This window comes from Phaeobacter sp. JH20_37 (genome assembly GCF_048056015.1).
GTDB classification, from domain to species: Bacteria; Pseudomonadota; Alphaproteobacteria; order Rhodobacterales; family Rhodobacteraceae; genus Phaeobacter; species Phaeobacter bryozoorum.
Genome location: NZ_JAYMWW010000014.1, coordinates 202,857 through 222,401, shown reverse-complemented (window position 1 = coordinate 222,401; position 19,545 = coordinate 202,857). Strand labels below are relative to the sequence as shown.

20 protein-coding genes are annotated in these 19,545 nt (G+C 55.5%); 9 read left to right on the top strand and 11 right to left on the bottom strand.

The features are described from left to right. Nucleotides 1–164: 164 nt before the first annotated feature. The 5 genes from VWZ87_RS12365 to VWZ87_RS12345 form a co-directional block, all read right to left on the bottom strand. Entirely contained in the window at nucleotides 165–446 is a 282-nt protein-coding gene (locus VWZ87_RS12365; protein ID WP_416601096.1) for a hypothetical protein, read from the bottom strand. Continuing rightward, a complete protein-coding gene (locus VWZ87_RS12360; RefSeq protein ID WP_416601093.1) occupies nucleotides 433–657 on the bottom strand; it encodes a hypothetical protein in 225 nt (74 codons plus the stop codon). Before VWZ87_RS12360 ends, VWZ87_RS12365 begins: the two co-directional genes overlap by 14 nt. Continuing rightward, nucleotides 654–857 (bottom strand): hypothetical protein, encoded by a 204-nt coding sequence (locus tag VWZ87_RS12355; RefSeq protein WP_014880597.1) that lies wholly within the window; start codon nucleotides 855–857, stop codon nucleotides 654–656. The genes VWZ87_RS12360 and VWZ87_RS12355 overlap by 4 nt, the downstream gene beginning before the upstream one ends. Continuing rightward, nucleotides 854–1,162 (bottom strand): hypothetical protein, encoded by a 309-nt coding sequence (locus VWZ87_RS12350; protein WP_416601088.1) that lies wholly within the window; start codon nucleotides 1,160–1,162, stop codon nucleotides 854–856. The genes VWZ87_RS12355 and VWZ87_RS12350 overlap by 4 nt, the downstream gene beginning before the upstream one ends. A 625-nt stretch (nucleotides 1,163–1,787) precedes the next feature. Next, nucleotides 1,788–2,666: an ArdC family protein gene (locus VWZ87_RS12345; RefSeq protein ID WP_416601085.1), complete on the bottom strand. Its 879-nt coding sequence runs from the start codon at nucleotides 2,664–2,666 to the stop codon at nucleotides 1,788–1,790. 479 nt (nucleotides 2,667–3,145) lie between these two features. On the opposite strand from VWZ87_RS12345, the gene VWZ87_RS12340 reads away from it, so the two are divergent. The 8 genes from VWZ87_RS12340 to VWZ87_RS12305 all read left to right on the top strand — a co-directional run bounded on the left by VWZ87_RS12340 (nucleotide 3,146) and on the right by VWZ87_RS12305 (nucleotide 14,839). Continuing rightward, nucleotides 3,146–4,063, top strand: a complete 918-nt coding sequence (locus VWZ87_RS12340; RefSeq protein WP_416601082.1) for a GIY-YIG nuclease family protein — start codon at nucleotides 3,146–3,148, stop codon at nucleotides 4,061–4,063. Between the two features lie 116 nt (nucleotides 4,064–4,179). Then, on the top strand, nucleotides 4,180–4,422 hold the full coding sequence (locus tag VWZ87_RS12335; protein WP_416601079.1) for a hypothetical protein: 243 nt from the start codon (nucleotides 4,180–4,182) through the stop codon (nucleotides 4,420–4,422). A 10-nt stretch (nucleotides 4,423–4,432) separates the two neighbouring features. Further along, nucleotides 4,433–6,136: an N-6 DNA methylase gene (locus VWZ87_RS12330; RefSeq protein WP_416601076.1), complete on the top strand. Its 1,704-nt coding sequence runs from the start codon at nucleotides 4,433–4,435 to the stop codon at nucleotides 6,134–6,136. Between the two features lie 79 nt (nucleotides 6,137–6,215). Then, nucleotides 6,216–8,258 (top strand): type I restriction-modification system subunit M, encoded by a 2,043-nt coding sequence (locus tag VWZ87_RS12325; protein ID WP_416601074.1) that lies wholly within the window; start codon nucleotides 6,216–6,218, stop codon nucleotides 8,256–8,258. Beyond that, nucleotides 8,255–9,544 carry a restriction endonuclease subunit S gene (locus tag VWZ87_RS12320; RefSeq protein ID WP_416601072.1) on the top strand — a complete coding sequence of 430 codons (1,290 nt, stop codon included), beginning with the start codon at nucleotides 8,255–8,257 and terminating at the stop codon, nucleotides 9,542–9,544. The genes VWZ87_RS12325 and VWZ87_RS12320 overlap by 4 nt, the downstream gene beginning before the upstream one ends. Continuing rightward, nucleotides 9,541–12,774 carry a type I restriction endonuclease subunit R gene (locus VWZ87_RS12315; protein WP_416601069.1) on the top strand — a complete coding sequence of 1,078 codons (3,234 nt, stop codon included), beginning with the start codon at nucleotides 9,541–9,543 and terminating at the stop codon, nucleotides 12,772–12,774. Before VWZ87_RS12320 ends, VWZ87_RS12315 begins: the two co-directional genes overlap by 4 nt. A gap of 174 nt (nucleotides 12,775–12,948) precedes the next feature. After that, nucleotides 12,949–13,716, top strand: coding sequence for a DUF6615 family protein (locus tag VWZ87_RS12310; RefSeq protein ID WP_416601067.1), 768 nt, complete (start codon nucleotides 12,949–12,951; stop codon nucleotides 13,714–13,716). Continuing rightward, complete coding sequence (locus VWZ87_RS12305; RefSeq protein WP_416601063.1) at nucleotides 13,703–14,839, top strand: DUF4268 domain-containing protein; 1,137 nt, start codon at nucleotides 13,703–13,705, stop codon at nucleotides 14,837–14,839. Before VWZ87_RS12310 ends, VWZ87_RS12305 begins: the two co-directional genes overlap by 14 nt. A 59-nt stretch (nucleotides 14,840–14,898) precedes the next feature. On the opposite strand, the gene VWZ87_RS12300 is transcribed toward VWZ87_RS12305, so the two are convergent. The 4 genes from VWZ87_RS12300 to VWZ87_RS12285 all read right to left on the bottom strand — a co-directional run bounded on the left by VWZ87_RS12300 (nucleotide 14,899) and on the right by VWZ87_RS12285 (nucleotide 17,442). Then, entirely contained in the window at nucleotides 14,899–15,096 is a 198-nt protein-coding gene (locus VWZ87_RS12300) for a hypothetical protein (protein ID WP_035262952.1), read from the bottom strand. Between the two features lie 308 nt (nucleotides 15,097–15,404). Next, nucleotides 15,405–16,625 carry a type II toxin-antitoxin system HipA family toxin gene (locus VWZ87_RS12295; RefSeq protein ID WP_416601060.1) on the bottom strand — a complete coding sequence of 407 codons (1,221 nt, stop codon included), beginning with the start codon at nucleotides 16,623–16,625 and terminating at the stop codon, nucleotides 15,405–15,407. Beyond that, nucleotides 16,618–16,920, bottom strand: coding sequence for a helix-turn-helix domain-containing protein (locus VWZ87_RS12290; protein WP_416601057.1), 303 nt, complete (start codon nucleotides 16,918–16,920; stop codon nucleotides 16,618–16,620). The genes VWZ87_RS12295 and VWZ87_RS12290 overlap by 8 nt, the downstream gene beginning before the upstream one ends. A gap of 267 nt (nucleotides 16,921–17,187) precedes the next feature. Continuing rightward, nucleotides 17,188–17,442 carry a helix-turn-helix domain-containing protein gene (locus tag VWZ87_RS12285; protein WP_416601054.1) on the bottom strand — a complete coding sequence of 85 codons (255 nt, stop codon included), beginning with the start codon at nucleotides 17,440–17,442 and terminating at the stop codon, nucleotides 17,188–17,190. Between the two features lie 244 nt (nucleotides 17,443–17,686). Between VWZ87_RS12285 and VWZ87_RS12280 the strand changes: the two genes are divergently transcribed. After that, nucleotides 17,687–18,283 (top strand): DUF6088 family protein, encoded by a 597-nt coding sequence (locus tag VWZ87_RS12280; RefSeq protein ID WP_416601051.1) that lies wholly within the window; start codon nucleotides 17,687–17,689, stop codon nucleotides 18,281–18,283. Between the two features lie 55 nt (nucleotides 18,284–18,338). Here the strand turns inward: VWZ87_RS12280 and VWZ87_RS12275 are convergent, their stop codons facing one another. Both VWZ87_RS12275 and VWZ87_RS12270 read right to left on the bottom strand, forming a co-directional pair. After that, a complete protein-coding gene (locus tag VWZ87_RS12275; protein WP_416601048.1) occupies nucleotides 18,339–18,914 on the bottom strand; it encodes a PIN domain-containing protein in 576 nt (191 codons plus the stop codon). Then, nucleotides 18,911–19,372 (bottom strand): helix-turn-helix domain-containing protein, encoded by a 462-nt coding sequence (locus tag VWZ87_RS12270; RefSeq protein ID WP_416601190.1) that lies wholly within the window; start codon nucleotides 19,370–19,372, stop codon nucleotides 18,911–18,913. Before VWZ87_RS12270 ends, VWZ87_RS12275 begins: the two co-directional genes overlap by 4 nt. Nucleotides 19,373–19,545: the final 173 nt, after the last annotated feature.

Below are 19,545 nucleotides of genomic sequence, written 5' to 3'. Positions count from 1 at the left end.
CACCCCTATTTCTTGCCAGCATCATACAGGCAGCCCTGTTATGGCACTTCGCCATAATTGATTCAATATTATAATATTGCATTGACTGCCTGTATTCCGTTTGGAGTAGCCATAGGCTGCGACCGCCGGGCAAAGCCCGGCCCCATGCGCAAGGTATGGCACCACTAGTCGTGGTTCCACGCCTCAGCATCGCCAAGCAATTGCAGCGCTATTGCGCGGGCCGCGCCTTCGGCGCTGGAATAGGTTTGATGGTCGGGCAACTCGTGCAGATCAAAGGGCTGTTGCGGGTCGTCCGGGGTCTCGACGCGAACATAGATCGCCCAGCCATCGATCCGTGCTGGATCATCACAATACTCCTGCCCGCCATCGGGCAGATTGCAGAACCCATGAAGATGCACGCTGGCGCGGCCTTCTCGGACCGCCTGCCTGATGTCAGAATACTTCATGGCAAACCTCTGCACTTTCCCCGATGAAAAATTCGTCAGGCTCGCCGTTCAGGCGGGTGCCATCCCGACTGGTCAAGCCGATAGCTGACCCATTCCGTGTGAAGGTGATGAGGTATTGCCCGAGGTCATCACGCGTCACTACATATCCGCTGTTGACCCAGTGAACGCGGTTGCCCGCGTCCACTGCTGCTTTGATGTCTTCCAAGGTCATCGCAACGCCTCCTCAAGGATTGCGAGAGCCCCAAGACAATCGTCGATATAGGGCTGCTCCTCGCCGTCCAGATCATTGAGCTCCAGCCGGTTCAACACGGCGTAGAGCGTGGCGCGTGCTTCGCGGGCGGCGCTTCGCAGGCTGACGGTGTCTTCCAGACGCGCGGTCGCAAAATCATCGCTGTGATAGTCAGGGGTCATCGGATTTCTCCTGCCTTGTGTTTCCAACGCGGGGCGATGTCCTTGAAAGGCACGGTGAAAGGCGGCAGCGCGTCAAAGCCGTTCGAGCTTTTGACCACCTTCACCTTGGCGCAATCCTCTTCGACGCTGAGGATCTCGACACAGAACACGCCGCCCAAACCTGACGGGACAACGATCTCCTTCAGCTCGTGCCGATGCTTCCCGCAATAGATGCAGGTGCTATAGAGCCCGTCGATGATGTGACCGCCGGTCGTGCGATCACAGTCGCAGGTCCAGAATCTTGGGGGCTGAAATTTGTGAGCCATTTGTGGCCTCCTCTTGGGTGCTGCGGTTGGGGCTTGGCTCCCCTTCCGCCGATGGGCTGCACACCGGCCAATCTGATCTGACCGAATACGCATGTATTCGGCGGAACAGAGTGGGTGGGGGCACAGCCCGACCCACGGCCCTGGAGCGGCCAGTCAAAGGGTCGAAGCCAGCAACTGGTGCGGCCCGCAGCGCGCCTTCGCGCGAGGACACGGGTTGCAGGCTTTGACGACGCGCCCGCGCGGCGCTTGCCCATTGACGGGACGCGACAGGGATGTTGGGCGGACCAATCAAATTGAAAGAAGCCTGAAGGAGGTGAGCGGGCTGAAAGCCAGTCGATCCTCCGCACAGTCCGTTTCTCAGGGAGGCCCGCGCGCAGCAGCACGGGCCACAATTTCTCTTCTCAGGGCCCAAGGCCTGCGCCCCGCCACTTGAGGCGAGGCGCAAGTGCTTAAAGCTCAACACCGGCTTTCAAGTTGCCGTCCGGATCCAGCCACGAGCGGGCCTCGGCGCAATCCAAGCAAATGCAGGAGCAACTGCCTTTCACGATGACCGGCGCGAGAAAGATAATCGGGTTTGACGCGCCGCATTTGCGGCACGTCATCGGGGGTAGGATTGCGGGGCCGCTCATGCTGCGGCCGCTTTCGTTTGCCCTGCGGCTGCTAAGACAAAATCGGCTGCCTTCTGCGCCTCGGACGCCGCGCGAAAAATCGCCCGCTTGTCCTCCTTGAGCGCTTTCAACCAGCCTTCAACGTAAGCGGCGCTTTGGTCGAATTCCGGCGCGACGCCAATCTGAGCACCCAGAAAACAAGCACCGATTTCCGCCACCAGCTCTTCAAACGCATAGGCCTCGCGGTTCGCAAATTTCTTGATCCGCTCCAGCCGCTTTTCACTGCCAGTCCAGTGGATCACCTCATGAGCTAACGTCCCATAGTAGCCAGCCGCATCGTGAAACGTGGCAATCGGCGGCATGTGGATGTGATCTTTGGCGGGGCTGAAATAGGCGCGCGGGTCGTCGCTGGTGAGGATCTCGGCCCCTGTCCGGCTGAAAAACGCCTCAAGCTCTGGATCTTCTGCCGTACCAAGATCGCGCGGGGCCTCGGGCCGGATGTAATAATCCTCCGGCAAACCTTCGATCTGATCCGCGTTGAACACACGATAGGCACGAGCATAGGGAAGCTCTTCCTCGATGCCCAGCTCGTTCTCTCTGGTGAACGTCCCGTATTTGACCACGGTGGACGACGTTTCGCCTTTGCGGACTTGGCCGCCCAGCTCCTGTGCCTGTTTGTAGGTCATCCAGCGGCTGGACACATAGCCATGCTTGGCCGCCATGACCCAGAGCATCAGGATGTTAATCCCGCGATATTCTTCGCCGTTGTGTCGGGTCGGCAAGGCAATGCCAGACGCGCTTCCGGTCCACGGCTTGCGCCACGGCGGCGTGCCTGCCTCGATCTCTGCAATAATGGTGTCGGTGACATGGGCATAAACATCAAACTTCGGTGCCATTTGTGGCCTCCTCGATCAAAGTGACGCGGGTGAGGCTGCGCGCCCCCTTCCGCCGATGGGCTGCGCCTCGGCCACCTGATCTGACCGAATACGCATGTATTCGGCGGAACAGAGTGGGAGAGGGCAAAGCCCGACCCACGGCCCTGAACGGGGCTGTCAATCGGCCACATTTGCGAAGAAAATGTCTGCGCCAAAATCAGACGCCAATTTGCCCCGCGAGGAATGGCTCGCTCGCGAGACAGGGGAAATTGGTGGCTGATTTTGGGGATGGACTAAGGTTGACCGCCACGGTCAGGGATGTTGGGCGGACCAAACAAAATGAAGGATGCCTGAAGCGGGGTGAGCGGGCCAACGGCCCGTTGAGCTCCGGTGCAGTCCGTTTTTAACAAGCCGTCCTCACGGGACGACAATCATGTAATTTCGTGGTTAAGATGTGCTGTGCAAGAAATTATTAGAATCATGTTTTCAGGGAATAAATCGTGCAAACAGAGGGCTCATTCGGTCGAACAATCCAGCTTTTTCTCGTCGATGGGAAACCAACCGGGCTGCGAAAAGCGACGATCCATGGTTGGACAGGTTTGCTGTTTGTGAGTGGGGCTTCGGCTTTCGGGGATCTTACCGCCCGTGAAGAGGTTGATCGGACCGGCATCTATATCCTATCGGGCCCTGATCCCGAAAAGGCCGGTGCAACCCGCACCTATATTGGCTCCGGAAACTCCGTAGCCGAGAGGATCAAGCAAAGCGCGATCAAAAGAGATTTCTGGGAAACGGCCATCACCATCACGACGAGTGATGATGACCTTTCCAAAGGGCACGCGGAATACCTGGAGGCGCGGCTCATAGAACAAGCCGCCCAAGCAGGCCGCGTCACGTTGGATAATGGCACGCAGCCGGACACCAGCAGGCGACGATTGCCCGAGGCTGACGTTGCAAACATGGAGCAGTTTCTATCAAACCTGCGGATCATCCTGCCCGTAATCGGACTGGATATGCTCAAGCCACAACCGCGCGCGGTGACACAGACAGCGAAGCCAGTCGACGAACGAACCGCAGGTGAAGTGCAGTTTGAGATCCGCCACAAGAGCGGCGTCAAAGCGACGGCTGTCGAAGAAGACGGCGAATTTGTTGTACTGGAAGGTTCCGAGGCGCTCACTGAAACCGGCTATGTCCAACAGAGCTACGGCGGCTTGAAGGAAAAGCTCATTTCAGACGGCATTTTGGTTGCGGACGGCAACCAAAAACTCAGATTCACGAAACCTTGGTCGTTCAATAGTCCTTCAGCCGCCGCTGCTGTCGTCTTGGATCGAAACAGCAACGGACGCCTGGAGTGGAAGGTCAAAGGATCGAAACAAACCTACCATGACTGGCAGCAAGCTGAAGCTAGCGCCTCGACCTGACAGGGCTTCGTGCTAAAAATATAAAATAAGGGGTTGATTTTCAAATCAGGCTGTCCTATCTGTTGGTCATCAAGAGGAGCAAGTCGATGCAAGTTACAAACCACATGGATTGCAGAATGAACCAGCGCGGCATCAACAAGCAGATGGTAGACCTAGCGCTGGAGCATGGCGTTTTTGACGGCGACAAAATTGTGTTGCGCCGCAAGGACTGCGACGAAATCGTGGCCGAACTTCGCCAAACACTGAAGCTCCTCGAGCGCGCCAAGTGCAAAGGCGGGGTAACGGTCGTCGTTGCTGGTGACTGTCAGATCACGACATACAACACTGGCAGTTTCGCACGTCCGGCGTCAAAAAAATAAGGGGCTGAAAATGGCTAAGTTCAATCCATGGCTATTCCTTTCAACTATGCGGGAAGTTTCCGGCCTTCAGCATCCAGCCCATATTTTGGCATTCAGCGGCGCATCCCGTTTGAACCTTGAAAATTCGATGTCCCCCCCAATTGGTTTGGAGGCCGCGAGTGAGCATGCAGGCGGGAAAGCTCTTGATGAGGCCACACAGGCACTTCTTGACCTTTCGCCGAAGGAACGTCTGACCGCGATTGACGAATTAATGGCATCTAGTCATGGGCGCCACGAGCTATGGCTGCCCAAAACCCCAGCAAAGCGCTTTGCAGAATTTGTCGATAGCGCGAGTTCCGTACGCTGCTCGTTTGAGGCCTCTCTCCACACAGCACTTTTACCGGCAATGCGCGGCAAGGCAGTGCTCTTCGTAGCACAAAATAAGGACATTTGTGACTTTGCGCAAAGCCTTGCCGTTCTCTTGGAGTGCGAATTGCAGGTCCAAAACGCTGATCCTTTGGCGCGCACCAATACCACTGCTTTTGACGCAGAAGTGGTCTTTCCCCCTTTCGGCACCAGACCCGCAAACACAAGCCAGTTTCCGCGACGCACACTCGCGGTATTGGACGCAGAGGAAGGGAAAAAACGATTAACCGAAGATGCACTTGCTCTAGCGGACGCGCTGGCACAAACCAGCGGCCATACAATCCTTTGTGTGCCCGACGGTTTGATGTTTCGGGGAGTTGGCGTTGAACCTTTGGCGCGCGAAGCGCTCGTCGCGTCCGGCCGTCTGAAAGGGATCCTTGCGGTACCCGGTGGCATGATTTTCCCAAACACAATGATCAATACAGACGTTTTGGTTCTCGGCCCTTCAGGCAAAGATTATCCCGAGGTCAGAATGCTGGATCTTTCTCATCCACAGTTCTCTGGGAGAACCCTTAGGGGGCGTCCAGAAATACTTCCGGGCACAAACTGGGCCAGTTTTTTTGAGGAAAGCACCTCAATCGATGAAACCTTCGCCAAGGATGTCTCGCTCAGAGAGATCAAGGAGAAAGACTTCATCTTGAGCATAAACCGGTATTTGCTTCCGCCAGCTGCAGCCGCACTTGATAGCTTTCTAGAACGCTCAAGCACGATTGAGTTGGAAGATGCTGTCGAATTGATCCGGCCTCTGAGCTTGGGCAAAACGGATGACGGCGAATTCACCATCTTCGAGGCGTCACCGGCAGATGTTGGCGATAGTGGTCTACTGATGAAACCAAACAAAATATCGACGCTCGAACGCGCGCAGATGCGCAAAGCTCGCAACCAACGCTTACTTCCCGGCGATGTAGTCTTGTCGGTCAAAGGTACGATCGGCACCGCAGGACTCGTACCTGCCGATGCGCCGACTGGCGACGAAGATGGGTTTTGGACGGCTGGGCAATCCTTCATGATTTTGCGCCCGAAACGCGGAGGAATATCCGGTGTGGTTCTTTATGAGTACCTGGCAAATCCAACAGTCGTTGAAGCACTGCGCACACTTGCTGGCGGTGCAGCGATCCAATCAATCGCTATCAAAGACCTGAAGGCTTTCCGAGTTCCAATTCCCTCCGATGACGACGCCGAACGCGCAGAACACACATTTCAATTGAGGCAAGAGCGGCATGCTCAGATCGAAGCAATCATGGCCGAGATTGAAGCCGAGCGCACAAACTCTTGGCCAAGCCGAAAGCTGCACCTTGAGGAATCCTGACCGCCCGCTTTCAACCCAGACCAATTCATTTCATTTTCACGCCAAGCGTGAAGCACCCAATCAGAACGAGACCTGACCCTTGAACACACAAGCATCACCCGCATCCAAAGCCAACAACACCCACACATCACTCGCAGATTTCATCTGGAAAAATGCGGACGACCTGTGGGGCAACTTCAAACACGTCGATTTTGGCAAAATCATCCTGCCCTTCACGCTGCTCCGCCGTTTGGAATGTGTCCTTGAACCCACTCGGGAAGAAGCCGCCAAAATGCACAAAATGGCCGTCGAAAACGGGCTCGACGTCGATGTCATCCTTCGTCAGGCAACCGGCTACCCCTTCTACAACACATCGAGCTATAGCCTGGAAACGCTTGGGTCTGGCCGCACCCGGCAGAACCTTGAAGACTACATCGCCAAGTTCTCCGGAAACGCCCGCGTGATTTTCGAGCAGTTCGATTTCATCAACACGATCAGCCAGATGGACAAGAAGGGCGTTCTCTACAAGATCTGCCAGAACTTCGCCGCGATCGATCTGCATCCCGACGCGGTCCCCGAGCGGACCATGTCCAACGTCTATGAGCACCTGATCCGCCGCTTCGGGGCCGAGGTGAACGAAGCGGCGGAGGATTTCATGACGCCCCGCGACGTTGTCCACCTGGGTATCGAGCTCTTGCTCGAACCAGATGACCAGATGTTCATCGACAACCCCGGCATCATCCGCACGCTCTACGACCCCACGATCGGCACCGGCGGCTTCGTTTCCGACGGCATGGAGCACGTGCAGTCGTTGCAGGATCGTTATGGCACAGCACCAACGCTTGTGCCCTATGGCCAGGAGCTGGAGTCTGAAACCCACGCCGTCTGTCTGGCGAGCATGCTTCTGAAGACGCTCAAGTCTGACCCCGGCCGCGACCTGTCACAGAACATCAAGCTTGGCAGCACGCTGTCTGCCGACAAATTCCGCCACGAGAAGTTCCACTACTGCGTCTCCAATCCGCCGTTCGGCAAGAAGTGGGAATTGGACCAGGCCGATGTCGTGCGCGAACACCGCGACCAGAAATTCGAGGGGCGCTTTGGCCCAAAACTGCCGCGTGTCAGCGACGGCTCCATGCTGTTCCTGCTGCACCTTCTCAGCAAACTTGAAGACCCTGCAAAGGGCGGCGGGCGCGCGGCGATCGTGCTCTCGGGCTCTCCCCTCTTCAACGGCAACGCCGGTCAGGGTGAATCGGAAATCCGCCGCCATCTGCTTGAACAGGACGTGGTCGAGGCCATCATCGCCCTGCCGACCGAGATCTTCTTCCGCACGGGCATCGGCACCTACATTTGGGTTCTGTCCAACCGCAAGCCCGCTGACCGGCGCGGCAAGGTACGACTGATCGACGCGACCGAAATGTATGAACCGCTCCGCAAGAGCGAGGGCAACAAGCGGCGCAAGATCGGCGAGGATCAAATCCGCGATATCGTGCAGCTCTATGCCGCCTTCGAGCCGACCAAGAAGAGCCTCATCCTCGATGCGAAGGATTTCGGGTATCGGCGCATCAGGGTGCTGCGCCCTCTGCGTCACAAGATCGTTGTGTCGGACGCCGGGTTTGAGGCGCTGGCCGAAAACACGGCTTGGGTAAAGCGCACCGATGAACAGCGCCAAGGCTGGCGTGACCTGTTGGCAGAGCACGCTGGAACCGACCATGACTGGCACTGGATCGACAGCTTTGCCAAAGCCGCCGCGAAGAAGGACGCGGGGCTGGGCAAAACCGACGCCGCGCTAATCAAGGCGTTTCAAAAGGCATTTGGCGTGCGGGATGAAGAACTGGACGCTGTGACGGACAAGAAGGGCAACCTGATCCCTGACGATGATCTGACAGATTACGAAAACGTACCCATGGGCAACGATATCCATGAATACCTCGCAACCGAGGTGACGCCCCACGCCCACGACGCCTATATCGACGAGACCTACGTTGACGAAACCGATGGGGACATCGGGATTGTCGGCTATGAGATCAACTTCAACCGCTATTTCTACGAGTATGTGCCGCCGCGCGATCTGGACGAGATCGATGCAGAGCTGAAGGCTATCGAGGCCTCCATCGCCGAAGTCTTGGCTGAGGTGACGGAATGACCCCTAAGGATTTCCTAGACGATTTTGTCGGCACTTCTCTGTGGTCAACTCTGCCCGCCAAACATCGGTTCAAATACACAAAGGAACCGAACACGGGAATGAAGGAAAGCCACCGGCTTGCACTCACCATGAGGGGCGTCATTGATCGTTCGCTGGACGACAATGAAGGCCTGCAATCCTCTGATTATGGTTCCTACCAAATCTTTGAACCGGGTGACTTGGCCTTCAAACTGATCGACCTCCAGAACATCAAGACGAGCCGCGTAGGCTTGGTTCCTCGTCGCGGGATTATGAGTCCAGCATACATTCGTCTTGCCCCTTCATCCGAAGATGTCGTGTCCAAGTTCTACTATTGGTATTTTTACGCCGCCTACCTCGGGAACATTTTCAATGGCCTTGGCGGCGGCATTCGTCAGAACCTCAATCCATCGGAGCTCATCAACTTTCCTGTTCCGGATTTGTCTAGGGAAGACCAAACCGCGATCGCTGACTACCTCGACCGCGAAACCGGACGGATAGATGGGTTGATTACAAAAAAGACGCGCTTCATCGCTCTACTCAAGGAAAAGCGCGCGGCCGTCATCAGCCTCGCAGTCACGAAAGGCATTGACCCATCAGCGCAGATGAAGCCGTCTGGGGTAGACTGGATAGGAGACATTCCACAGACTTGGCGCTCAACAAAGCTGGGTTATCTTGGCCGTTCCGCAAATGGTATCAATATCGGCGGCGATGCTTTCGGTAAGGGCCATCCTTTCGTGAGCTATGGAGACGTCTATAAAAATCGCCAATTGCCAGAGACCGTAAGCGGATTGGTGGAATCCACGCGGGCTGACCGTGTCTCATACTCTATCAGAAAGGGCGATATTCTTTTCACTCGCACTTCAGAGACGATTGATGAAATAGCATTTCCCAGTGTTTGCCTGAAGACTATTCCAGATGCCGTATTTGCCGGTTTTCTTATCCGCTTCAGACCTTACGAAGGTATGTTGGATGGTCTTTTCTCCAAATATGCATTTCAAAGTTCGAGCATACGACACTACTTTGGGAAAGAAATGAAATTGGTAACTCGCGCGTCTTTGAGTCAAGGACTACTCCAAAGTCTGCCGGTACCGCTGCCTCCAATTGAGGAGCAAAGACGTATCGGCGTTTATCTAGAGCGTCAAAATGATCGGTTTGAGGCTTTGATGCAAAATACGCAAGAAACAATAGAACTTTTGAAAGAACGGCGCGCGGCGCTCATTACGGCGGCGGTGACAGGTAAGATTGATGTGAGGGCCGCAGCATGAGCGATTTGCACCACGAAAAACACCTTGAGGCCTATGTCGTCAAGAAGCTGACGGAACAGGGCTGGCTGCTCGGCGACACGAAAGGCTTTGACCAGGACACCGCCGTCTATACCGAGGATCTGGAGGCCTGGATTAAAGAGACCCAAAGGCCGAAATGGGACAAGCTCGTCGCCCTGAACGGTGATCGCGCCCGCGAAACGCTGCTCTCCCGTCTCGACGCCGCCTTGGCGAAACAGGGCACAATCCAGGTTCTGCGCCGTGGCTTTTCCATCGCGGGCTGCGGGCATATCGACATGTCCGAGGCCGCGCCCGAAGATCAGCGCAACGAGACCATCATCGCGCGCTATGCAGCCAACCGATTGCGCGTTGTGCCGCAGCTGAAGTACCACCCCGGCCGCGAGCTGGCGATCGATCTGGGCCTCTTCATAAACGGGCTGCCTGTCGCCACGGTCGAGCTCAAGACCGACTTCACCCAGTCCTCCGAAAGCGCGCGCGAGCAATACAAGCGTGACCGCCTGCCCGAAGACCCAGCCACCGGGCGCAAACACCCGCTGCTGACTTTCAAACGCGGGGCGATAGTTCATTTCGCAATGTCCGACAGTGAAATCTGGATGGCCACGAAACTGGCAGGTGAGAACACCTACTTCCTGCCCTTCAACCGTGGCCATGACGGCAAAGGCGGCAATCCGCCCCGTGACGACGGCGAATACCCCGTCGCCTATTTCTGGGAAGAGATTTGCCAGCCCGATGCCTTCCTGCGCATCTTCCACAGCTTCGTCTATGTCGAGAAGAAAGATGTGGTGGACCTGAAGGGCAATTGGTCGGTCAAAGAAACGCTGATCTTCCCGCGCTTCCACCAACACGACGCGGTCAACAAGATGATCGCGGATGCCAAGGAGAAAGGCCCTGGGCACGCTTACCTTTGCGAACACAGTGCGGGGTCGGGCAAGACATCTACGATTGCCTGGACGGCGCACGACCTAACCAAGCTGCGCCATGATGACGGCAAGGCAGTCTTTGACACCGTGATCATCGTGACAGACAGAACCGTGTTGGACGGCCAGCTGCAAGATGCTGTCCAGCAGATCGACCATCGCAAGGGCATGATCGCTGCGATTGACCGCGAGACAAGCTCGAAAACGAAAACAGCTCAGCTGGCAGAGGCCATTCTAAAAGGCGTTCCGATCATCGTGGTGACGCTGCAGACCTTCCCGCACGCGATGGAAGCGATCCTGACGGAAACGTCGCTGAAGGATCGTAGCTTTGCTGTGATCATCGATGAGGCGCATACATCGCAGACCGGCAGCACTGCTTCGAAGCTGCAGGCGACGCTCGCTCTTTCTTCGGCCAAAGACACTGCCAATATGACCGTCGAAGAGCTCTTGACCGAGATCCAAAAGAGCCGTGCCCGGCCAAAGAACCTGTCACATTTCGCGTTCACTGCGACACCAAAGCACTCGACCTTGATGCTGTTCGGTAGGCCGCAAGACACGTCCCGTCCGGCAGGCCCAGACAACCTGCCGCGTGCGTTCCACAAATACGAGATGCGCCAGGCCATTGATGAGGGGTTCATCCTCGATGTGCTCAAGGGCTACGTCTCATACAAGACCGCCTTCAACCTGGGAAAAGAGCTAGAAGACAAAAAGCGCGTCGACGGCAAGGCGGCCAAGCGGGCGCTTGCCAAATGGATGAGCCTGCACCCCACGAACGTCACCCAGAAAGTGCAGTTCATCATGGAGCACTTTCGGCACAACGTTTCGCCTCTCCTTGACGGAAAAGCGAAGGCAATGGTTGTGACGAGCTCGCGTGCGGCGGCTATTCGCTACAAGAAGGCCTTCGATGCGTTTGTCATGGCGAACCCTCAGTACAAAGACGTTCGCGCGCTGGTCGCTTTCTCGGGGAAGCTCAGTGGCAAGGACGTCATGCATTCCGATGACACGCAGATTTCAGGCGATCTGTTCGTTTGTGACGATGATGCGGAATTCACTGAAAGCAACATGAACAAGGGCGTTGAGGTCAAGGACCTGCGCATCGCATTTGATAGGCCGGAATTTAGAGTGATGTTGGTCGCCAATAAGTTCCAGACGGGCTTCGACCAGCCGAAGCTCGTTGCTATGTATGTCGACAAGAAGATCGCGAATGAAGTCGAAATCGTTCAAACGCTATCGCGCCTCAATCGCACTTTCCCAGGCAAGGAAGAGACCTTCGTCGTCGACTTCGTCAATGACCCGGAAGCGATCCGAGCGGCCTTCAAGAAATATGATTCCGGCGCGCAAATCACCGAGGTTCAAGACCCAAACGTCATCTACGACATGAAGGATACCCTTGACGAACAGGGCATCTACTCGGACGAAGACATTGAAGCGTTCAAGGTCGCGCGCTTCGAAACCGCCAAGACCTTCGACACCGGCGAAGAAGATCACCACAAGGCGATGTTTGCGGCCACCCAACGACCGACCGACCTGTTCAACGCCCGCCTCAAAGCGCTCCGCGAAGAGGCCGCTCGGTGCGAAGTTGAATTCCTGAAGGCAACCGAAGCAGGAGACGATGCCACTGCGAAAAAGGCCGAGCATGAAAGGATGCAGTTAGAGGAAAGTATCGGGCGGATGCTGGAGTTCAAATCGGGTCTGTCCAGATTCTCTAGGACTTACACCTACATTGCGCAATTGGTGGATCTGGGAGATCCCAGCATGGAGAACTTTGCCGCTTTCACAAAACTCCTGGCAAACCGCCTCAATGGCATCCCTCCCGAGCATGTCGACCTCAGAGGCATTTCACTAACGGGATACGACATCAAAAAGAACGATGACCAGGGCAACAACGGCGATGACCCTGATCCAAACTTGAAGCCCACGGGACCAGGCGGCTCAAATGCGCCCGGTAAGCTTCCTGTTTACCTGCAGGAGCTGATCGAACGATTGAACGGTATCTTTGGCGAAGCCGCTCCGATTAAGGACCAAGCAAGCTTCGTTAACCAAATCGTTTCGATAACCCGTGAAAACAGCATCGTGAGAGCGCAAGTTGAGGAAAATTCCAAAGACCAAGCGTTGAAGGGAAGCCTTCCCGGCGCGGTTCAAGGCGCGGTAGTGCGCGCAATGAGTTCGAACAACGCGTTGGCCACTCATCTTCTCAAAGAAGACAAGCAAGGCCTCGGCATCCTGACGAACCTTATTTACGATCTGATCAAAGCGGGGAAAGATATCGACCTTGGAGAGCTCGGCGATGTATAAATCGAGCTATTGCAGCGCCGATTGGCCCCAAAAAACATGCGCCAAGGAAAGCGGGCACTGGGCGACCAGTTCGCTATCGCGATGCACCGTCCTACGTGCCGCCTCCACCTGCAATCAATTAGAGACGGCACTATGAGGTTTTGGCCCGGCAAACCCAATATACATGCCTTGGGAATGCAAAAATATCTGCGCGAATTGTCGGGTGTTGTTTGGCGAGAACAGAACAACGCCTACAGAGAAGGGCTAAATCTTCAGGAAGAAACAATAACTGAATGTCTGTTGCTGCAGATGGCACGTGACCTCCCGAATGCTGGGTTCCGAGTTAGACTATTTACCCGAGAACGCGAGAAAGATACCGGTGCAGACTGGGTTTGGTTCTTTAAACAAGGGCCATGTCGCATTGGCTTCCGGGTTCAGGCCAAGAAGCTGTATCGGCGGCATGATCGAAGGCCCGGAAGAACCAACCAATTGATGCCGGGGCGGTACGATGGCCATGTGCTGAAGAAGGGTCAGACAAAAACTCTGATCAAGCGCGCGGGACCAAACAATCCCATCTACGTTTTCTACAACCACGACCATGTCAAAAACCGACAGTTGTTCCGCCAAGTTTCGTCTGGGTTCAAGCCGCCAAGTTTTTGGGGCTGTTCCGTAGCGTCTGCCAATTTTGTCGAGCGAAAGAAGTCACGCACACTGAGCGTTCTGCATCCTGGGATGCGGCCACTGCACGAGCTCTTCCAGTATGGACCGGGGTGCGGGTTAGCCAACGGCATGAAATTGCTCGATCCAGACATGGAAACAAAGATGCACGATGGGGACCCAGACTGGGCGCGCCTTCAAGAAAACACAACTGAGATGCAATCCTACTTGATGGCAGAGAACTTGAACGGGATCGCATATTTTGATGCAAGTGAAGTAGGAGAAGATTTCTTTGTTCCGTGTTGATTTGAACCAAAATCGTTTGTCCCGCCTGACCCAGAAGCGCTTTTCCGACTTGAACCTGCGCGAGCGTGACCACTTGCAGGAGTGGCTGGCCAACCAACCTGATGCCCTCGGGGAGGAATTGCTGATCATTCAAAAAGAGTTCGACGGGTTTGATGAAACCCGCGAACGCCTGGATCTCTTGGCGCTCGACAAGGACGGCAACCTCGTTGTGATCGAGAACAAGCTTGATGACAGCGGGCGAGATGTGACGTGGCAGGCACTGAAGTACACCGCCTACGTTTCGGGCCTGACCAAGACCCAGATCGTCGATATTTATCAGCAATACCTCGACCGCTATGCGGGCGGCGGCAATGCTGCCGTGCGGATCTGCGAGTTCATGGAAGTTGAGGAATTGGAAGAAACCGTCCTCAACCCAGGCAATGACCAGCGGATGATCTTCATCGCAGCCAATTTTCGGCGCGAGGTCACAGCAACGGTCCTGTGGCTCCTCAGCCGCGGAATTCGCGCACAATGCTTCAAGGTGACTCCGTATTCGTTTGGCGACGAGCTGATGGTCGACATTCAACAGATTATTCCCACGCCTGAGGCGGCGGACTTCATGATCGGAATGTCGAGCAAAGAAAATGAAGAGAAAGCCATCCAGGACACGCAGAAAAAGCGGCACAAGCTGCGCTTGGACTTCTGGGAAGCGGCCCTTGAACAGCTGCGTGTCGACGGCGTTACACTTTACCAGAATATCAGCCCAACCAAAGATCATTGGCTCAGCGCAGGATCTGGGACCAGGTCTTGCCCCTATCAGATGATCTTCTCGCGAGATGAAGCACGGGTCGAGATAAGCTTACAGCGGTCTGAAACCGCAGAGAACAAATGGTTGTTCGATCAGCTCTATGGCCAGAAAGATACGATCGAAGCAGCTTTTGGGGCCGAACTCGATTGGCGGCGCATGGACGATAAGAAGGCCAGCCGCATTGTTTACGCTCAGCCCTTTGACGGCTTCAACAGGGAAGCGTGGCCCGAGATGATTGGTTGGCTTGCGGCTCATATCCAAAAACTGGAAGCGGCCTTCAGTGAACCCCTTTCGCGCCTCAACCGTCAGGTTCGGTCGCAAGATGAAGCGACCTAGCTGGCAACATTGTTTTCGCCGATGAAGGCCAGGGCGGAGAACCCGCCCTGGAATTGAGGTCACTCGGTGACTGGATCTTCATCGCGGCGCGGAAAGGCGACCATTTCGACGTCGGGAAACATGCTGTGTTTGACGTTGATCGACGTGATGTTGCCGCTGTCGTCGGTGTTGACGAAGAGGACGCCGCAGCGGTCCCAGAAGTTCTTGCCGTCTTTTTCGCCGGATTTGACGTTCAGTTTCAGAGTTTGAGTAGCCATTTTTTGATCCTCACTTTGAGTGTTTCGATGAACATGACCAAAGCTGGCACCAAGGGGCTGTCAGCGAGAAACTTGCCTCGCGAGGAATGCGCTGGCGCAGGGGAATTTTCTTGTTGAAGCGGGGCTTGCACCGCGTCTGACACGGATGCCCGCTTATGTTCAGCAATCAGAAACACGACGTTGAGGGGCCGAACTTGGCATCCCAAAATCGACCTGGCTCGTCATCCCGCATCGCATTGGCAAAGGACCTCAAAAACCCGCTGCAGCTAAACGGCATTCGCTCAAGCCCATACAACAGCTGCCCCAGTTCACTCGCGCGCCAAATCCGCTTCCTTGTGCTCGAAGGCTGTCGCCATCTCCCTGATCTCCCTCTCCGGAGCCCCCAGGGCACGGGCAACGTCACGCCAAGCCATCGTCGCTTCGGCCACCTCCGCAATGATGCGATCTGCCTCCCCGCGTTCGAGAAGATAGGATTCATGTTGGGCCCGGTGCAGGGCGATGCTGGCATCCGGATTGTCGTCATCAACGTAGCTCTTGAGCACGCGTGGTTGGTTCGGCACAGGGTTGATGTCGTAGGCCGGTGAAAGGTGCCAGCCGCCCCGCCCACGCAGAAATCCATGATTGCGCATGTGGTCATCGAGGTTCGTGACGAGAATGGAAAAGGCCACCCGCCGGTAGAGCTCTTCCCGGTCTTGGTCAGGCGTCACGCTTTCTGAGGTGATAATATCGGCCAGGTCCAAGTAGCTGTAGCTTTCACCATCCTTGCCGCCCAGCATGGCCATGGCCGACATGAACGGGATCCTGCCGTCATCGTTCCGGTCAAACCGATGGGACAAGAAAACCGGCTTATCGCCAGCCATCTCAAGCGTGTGATCAGAAACCGTGATTCCGGCGCGCCTTGCCAGCTCCAGTGCGATAGCCTCCCAGCGTTCCATGCAATAGGTGTCCGTCTCTTTCGGGAACTTGGCGACAGACAGACGGCCGTGTTGGTCGAGGATGCTGGCCTTTGGCCGAGCGCCGCCCAGAGAACTTCCAGGTGCAAACAGCATTTGAAGATCCTCAGCAGTCTCTTCCCCGCGCAGAACGCGCTGAGACGCATGAAGCAAATCCCCAAGGCTCACGAGAGCAGGCACGCCAATGCCGTCGCGCGCTTGAAACTCGCCATCAACCTTGAAGCGCAGCGCACCCAAACGGGTCTCATCATTCACACCAAGCAGGTAGTCAGCTTCTTGCAGTGTTCTCGGACGTCGCCCTTCGGCCTCTGCCATGCGCCCCTCAAAACGCCGCATCACCGTTCTGCCCCAGGTGTCGGGGGCAGAATCCCCAAGCGGTGCAAGCATGTCCTGCCCGGCCTCAGGCACGAATTGCCCTTTAACGAGAGGCATGTCCGGCGAAAGCCCAAAGGCATTTTCGTCGGCAAGCCAGTCGTCATGATAGGTGAAGGACACCCGCTCTCTGCCGCGCCCCGCTGTGCGGTGAAGCGTGCCGACCCGTTTCAACCCTTTCCAGTCGATCCAAACCTCAACCATTTTTCAGTCTCGCGCGCTGCGGGAGGTCATCCAGGGCCATCTGCTCGCCAACCGGGTCATCGATATTCCCCCAATCTTTCAAAAGGCCGAGCGCCTGCAACACGGCCACGTAAGTGCCGATCTTAACTGCAGGGTTCCCGCTTTCGATCTTCGCGATGGTCTGCCGCGTTGTGCCAGCGCGCTGCGCAACAATCTCTGCGGTCAGTTTGCGGCGCAGTCTCGCTACACGAATGTTTCCCCCAAGTGTCACGAGCTCCTTACGCGCCGCCCTGGGCATCTTGATCGGAACAGCCATAATGATATCTCCAAGCGACACTAATCTCATAAATGTTATATTGAGAAAACATTAATGTCAATTTCCTCCTTTTAGCTCGACAACCTAACGCCGCCACTCCAGTCACATATTATGTTACCTCAAGACAACATTGAGAGCGCTAAGGTTACCATTACGAAACGCGGCCCAGTCACTCCATTGCAACTGCAGGCTCACCATCCTGCGTCACAAGAGCTGAGAACAAAAACCGCTGCGCTTTCAGGGCAGTCACTCCTTCACCGCGGAGCTTCAGTCGAATATGTTGTCAAAATCAGATGCAGAGCCCTTACTGCGTGTTCTCGCCAATAGCTCTAGGTCGAGGGCTGCCAGCAGCGCCAGGATCGTGTCGAGTTTTGTGCCACCCCGCCCGGCCTCAACTTTCGATATCGTTTCTTGCCAAACACCGCTGCGCGTGGCGAGATCGGACTGCGTCCAGCTCTTCTCTCGACGAGCCTGACGGACCGCATGCCCAAGATCTCTGGGAATTCGAACGAAATTCTGCAAGCCTGCCTCCTGCTCCTATGATCTATAGATCATAATGCCTCGATATGATCTATAGATCATAGGATCGGCAGTCTAGTCCGCGACAACTTACGCTGCGGCGTAATTTTCCAAATTTTGCGCCGCAGCGTAAATTTCCCACCAGTGCTTCTCTTCGCCCTATGCCAGTCGCACCTAGCCATGGGTTACTTTATGGCCCATTGATTTTCAGAAAAACATACCATATTTTCTGACAAAGAGTTCGAATATGATTACGTCAAACATCAAACAACGCATCATCGGAAGAGGTCGCGGCGCAATCTTTGCACCGAGCGATTTTCTCGACATAGGATCCCGCGCAAGCGTGGATCAGGCCCTATCACGCCTTACAAATCAGGGTGTGATCCGGCGACTGATGCGGGGGCTGTATGACTACCCGAAGAAGAGCCCGCGCTTCGGATTTCTGTCGCCTTCCGCCGAAGACATAGCAAAGGCTATTGCTCGAAAGGATGGTCAGATCTTGCAACCTTCTCCTTCGATGGCTGCCAATCAGTTGGGCCTTTCCACTCAGGTACCCTCCAAGCCAACCTATATGACCGACGGCCCGACCCGCACCAAAAAAGTTGGACGGCAAGTCATCCAATTCCGGAACGCGTCCTCCAAGACGCTCGTCGGCGCAGGCCATAAAACCGGGGTTGTCTTCCAGGCATTGCGTTATGTCGGCAAGGACCGTGTGGACAGTCAAATCGTCGACCGGCTTGCACGCGGACTGGACGACAATGATAGGACGCTCTTGGCAAAGCAAAGCAGGCACGTCCCTGCATGGATGCACCCCGTCGTGCAACAGATCTTAGAGCGTAGATAGATATCAACGTGTTCGCTTGAGGCCATCTCCTGTGCGAACGACTCGGCTATTCAGGCTACAGAAGTTCTACGAATTGGTGCAAAATTTCAGCGGTTTGAAATAGTTTTCGAGCCTTGATCCGCTGTAATAATGCTTCGGCATCCATATCAGGATTTTTGAACCGCTCACGCATTCTCCGCAGCGCAACTACAGCCGCGAGTGGGTCAAGTTCGATGGCATCAGAAATAAACTCGTCGGCCGAGATTGCATCGATGTCAAAAGGCGCGAGTGCTTCGCTTGGGAAATCCTTAAGGTTTTCCGTAACAATTACCTGAGCGGATGTTGTGATCGCCGCAGCAAGAACATGCCGGTCATCAGGATCGGGCAACTCCAGACCCGCTTCAAGCCCAGCATACCCAGTAACGCATGCCTCAGGGAAAGCGCGCTCCATAGCGGAACGCTGCTTGATTGTGTCAGCGCCCCCCTTCGTGATCTTAGCGATTGCACCGGCGGTTTCATCCATAATTCTATCGCTCCACCGGGGCCGGAAAAAACCGGCCTCGGCCAGCGACAAGATTATGTTTCTGCGCATCGCGCACGCCAGGACATTTGCGTCAATCAGTGCCGTGAAACGGTCGGCATAGTCACTCATAAAAGATCGTTCTCCATGTCCATTGCCGCGAGGTCAGACAGTGCGTCAGAGCGATCAGTGTCGCGTTTCTTTTTGTATTCAAACAGATCTGCTGCTTTCACACGGCGATGCCGACCTGTTTTGAAGAAGGCGATTTCCCCATCTTCTAGCAGCTTCACCAGGTGTGGGCGCGACACATTCAACAAATCGGCCGCTTGCTGGGTCGTCAGCTCTGCATCCACAGGGATCATCCGGAACCCTCTGCCGCTTGAAACCAACCGCAACAACTCCATCAAGGATGCCGCGAGGGCTGGGGCCAACGTCACAGGTTCAATCTGCTTCTCGCCGAATGCCAGCCGAAGCTCAACCGCCTCATCACCGTTCACTTGCGAGGCAAGGATGCGGCGAAGACTGTCAGCATTTTCAATTTCGACCTGATCCGGCAAACGTTCTGCGAACGCTTCTTTTGCTTGCATCATCACGAGTTCTCTCCTTTTCACACGACCGGATCTTGCGCTCCATTCGCAATATTCAAAATAAACGAAATAAACGTAAATGCAACCAACAGTTCGTTCACAAAATGAAGATCTTCCGAGGTTGGTTAAGCCTCTCGCCGCGAGACGAGCTCGAATTCCGAGCCAAACCGCATCGC